A 2,938-nucleotide genomic window follows, 5' to 3' on the forward strand; every position below is an offset into this window, starting at 1 on the left:
CCATGGTAAATCCCGGCCGAAGCCTGCCCGTTTGCCAGCTCTTTTTGCGGCCGCAGATGGATGCCGAGCATGCAGTCCACGGTGTCCAGCTGGCCCGACCGCAGCAGCGCCTTCGCCCCCTCCGCCGGTTCCTCGGCCGGCTGAAACACCGCCATAATCTCGCCTGCCGGTACCGTATATCCGATCTCCTTCAGACAACGGACGGCGGAGTATACCATCGTCATATGCGCATCGTGACCGCATGAGTGATTGGCTCGCCACTGTCCGCCCACCGGCTGCCAGAGCGCGTCCATATCGGCGCGCAGCGCGATGCTGCGGCCGCCGGCCGGACCGCTCCAAACGCCGATGGCTCCCGTATGCCCGGCGAACGTCCGGACTTCCATGCCGATCTCGCCTAACCGTTGACAAATGTACGCGGTAGTACGGTACTCCTGCCAGCCGATTTCCGCCAGCTCATGCAATTCCGCATACATCCGCTCGATTTCCCCGTCATGGTCGGTCAGCCAGCGCTCAATACGTTCGGTCCATTCGGAAGAGTTCAACGTTTAAGTCTCTCCTTCCAGCACGTAGTAGTCGACTTCCGCATCTCCGGGAAGCAGGCCGACGATGCGGTAGCCGCGGCCAAACGCCTCTTGGCACCGCTCGCGCAGCTGCCGCTTCCATGCGACGATAGTCTCCGGACTTCGCTTCTTGATCTCCGCGGCGTCCCGAGGCACGGCCAGCAAATAACCTCCGTGGACGGAATCCCACGCCGGCTGTCTGTTGCCCGGCTTCCCCGCCTTTTCGATCAACTTCGCATAATCCGGCCAACGCGTATCTGACGCAGGCTCGCCCCGAACAGCCGCGCGTACCCGAGGGGACATCAGTTCCCAGCGGATGAGGAAACGATCGCTCGGGTCGCCTGCCTGGTCGACGCCGTATACGGCCGACATGTAGACGCCTACCGTTCCTCCGAGCTTGCACAAGTTCAGATAACCATTGCGAAGCTGAAATGGATCGTAGGTCCACGTAATCGCGGAATAACCGCGTTCGATCGCCCACAGCCGCTGCTCCTGCTTGAGGCGGGTTCCCGCTCCTTGATCGCGGTAATCGGGATGCACAACCATCATGTGCGAATGCAAGTACGGCTCCTTGCCATCGAATGCCGCGAAGCCGTAGCAGAAACCGGCGGCTCTCCCTCCTTCGTACGCGGCTATAACCGATCCGCCATGCTGCACGGCCGCTTTCATCTGGACGGCGGAAGTAAACATGTCCATCGGCCATGCGGTGCCTTGAAGCTCAGACAGCTCCCGCAGCTCGTCGAAATCCGTTACTGAGCGATACGTCAACCGCTCCATGATCCATTCCTCCAATCGCGGGCGCCGGCTTTGTGCCTGGCCCGAACCTCAATCTGTGTCCGCTGGATTTACAAAGTAAAAGGAGCGCTCCCCGATTGCCTGCTCCTGCGCAAGCCGCTGCTGCACCCGTTCGCGGTCGCGTACGGTCAAATAGCCGGTCAACGTATTAAGCAGCGCGAAGACGGCAGGCATCCCCTGCAGCGTAACCGGCGGCTCGACCTCCACCTTCAGCAGTTGATCCGCCATCAACCCCAGCGGAGACAACTCGCGGTCGGTGATCGCGAGAATTTGGGCGGAGCGCCGCTTGGCTTCCTTCGCGAATTCATGCGTTTCTCTCATATAACGGGGGAAAGAAAGCGCTATCACAAGCCAGCCGGGTTGTACCCTGGACAGCAAGGCGTTGCCATCCTCCATGCCGCCGTGGTAGAGGACGACATTGCCTCGAAGAATATTAAGCGAGTACGTGAGCCAATGTGCCGGAGCGAACGAAGCCCGCAAGCCGATGACCGCAATGTGCGAGGCGGAGCGGATGCGCTCGACGGCTTGCTCCAGCGCCGCAGGACTTAGCTCCGTCAGCGTCCGCTCCACGTTCGCCGCATTCAGACTCCTGCGATATGCGATGTAGGCCGCCGGGTCTTCCGGCTCGCCGACGGCCGCCTCGCCCAGACTGCCGATCGGATTGGCGTTTTTGCGCTCCTGCACCAGCGCGTTCTGAATCTCCTTCTGCAGCATGCCGTAGCCGGTATAGCCAACCTCGACGCTAAAGCGGATCACGGTCGTCTCGCTCGTGTCGGTGCGGGCGCCTACTTCCTTGGCAGACAGGGTCGCGATCCGGCCCGGGTCCTCCAGCAGGAACTTTGCAACTTTCCGCTGGCCTGCCGTCAAGCCGTCGAACATTTTGCGAATCTGAGTGCGAATCGTCTCCATCCTATCTATCCCTTTCCCCGAAGTTTAGGCACCATATTATGGTGAATTCCGAAGTTAACACTTCATATCCACATTATAGACCGTTGCCCAGAGGATGACAATAACCTTTTTTCGGGCAAATGCGGTCAATCCGCACGCTCGTATTGGTAGATCAATTGCAATTCGCGCCACAACGCAGGCTCAGCCTCTTCGCCCTCTGCTTCCCACGGAATAAAGTGCGGCTGCATGACGGCATGCCAATCTTGCGGCGTATGATTCGTCTTCAGGCGCGCTTCCCGCTTCGGATATTCCAGGGTAGCCGGAAGCTCGAAGTAGGAGAACAGCATATTTTCGTGCGCCCCAATCCTGTACGTCTGGTTAAATCCGGAGGGGCGCTCCTCCTGCTTCTGATAGTGATAAAAGACATAGCTGCTGTACATCTCCGGCTTTAACCGCGCCAGCGAACCGACGCTGCGCTCTACCGGACGGCTGCCGCGCCAATTGTCCATGCTTGCGGGTTCTCCATCGTGAAAGACGTCCATCATCAGCGCCGCCGGCTTCGACTCCGGAAAGCCGGGCCACATCTGCAGAAATTGCCGGGCCATATCCCGGGGAATGACGGACGGCTCCTCATCCGCTTCCGTCTCGGCATAAATATAAAGTCCGCCTGCCCCGGCAAACCAGTGGCAGACGGA

4 protein-coding genes are annotated in these 2,938 nt (G+C 59.8%); all 4 read right to left on the reverse strand.

Annotated elements, in window-relative coordinates; genetic code table 11:
- The coding region (locus PAT3040_RS37555; protein ID WP_181376899.1) for a M20/M25/M40 family metallo-hydrolase at positions 1-542 on the reverse strand (542 nt) is incomplete at its 3' end.
- Positions 543-545: 3 nt separating this feature from the next.
- Positions 546-1,337, reverse strand: coding sequence for a GNAT family N-acetyltransferase (locus PAT3040_RS28720; protein WP_108995376.1), 792 nt, complete (start codon positions 1,335-1,337; stop codon positions 546-548).
- A gap of 48 nt (positions 1,338-1,385) precedes the next feature.
- Positions 1,386-2,264 (reverse strand): MurR/RpiR family transcriptional regulator, encoded by an 879-nt coding sequence (locus tag PAT3040_RS28725; RefSeq protein WP_108995377.1) that lies wholly within the window; start codon positions 2,262-2,264, stop codon positions 1,386-1,388.
- A 125-nt stretch (positions 2,265-2,389) separates the two neighbouring features.
- The coding region (locus PAT3040_RS28730; protein ID WP_108995378.1) for a hypothetical protein at positions 2,390-2,938 on the reverse strand (549 nt) is incomplete at its 5' end.

This window comes from Paenibacillus agaridevorans (assembly GCF_003112455.1).
In the GTDB taxonomy this organism is placed as follows: Bacteria; Bacillota; Bacilli; order Paenibacillales; family Paenibacillaceae; genus Pristimantibacillus; species Pristimantibacillus agaridevorans.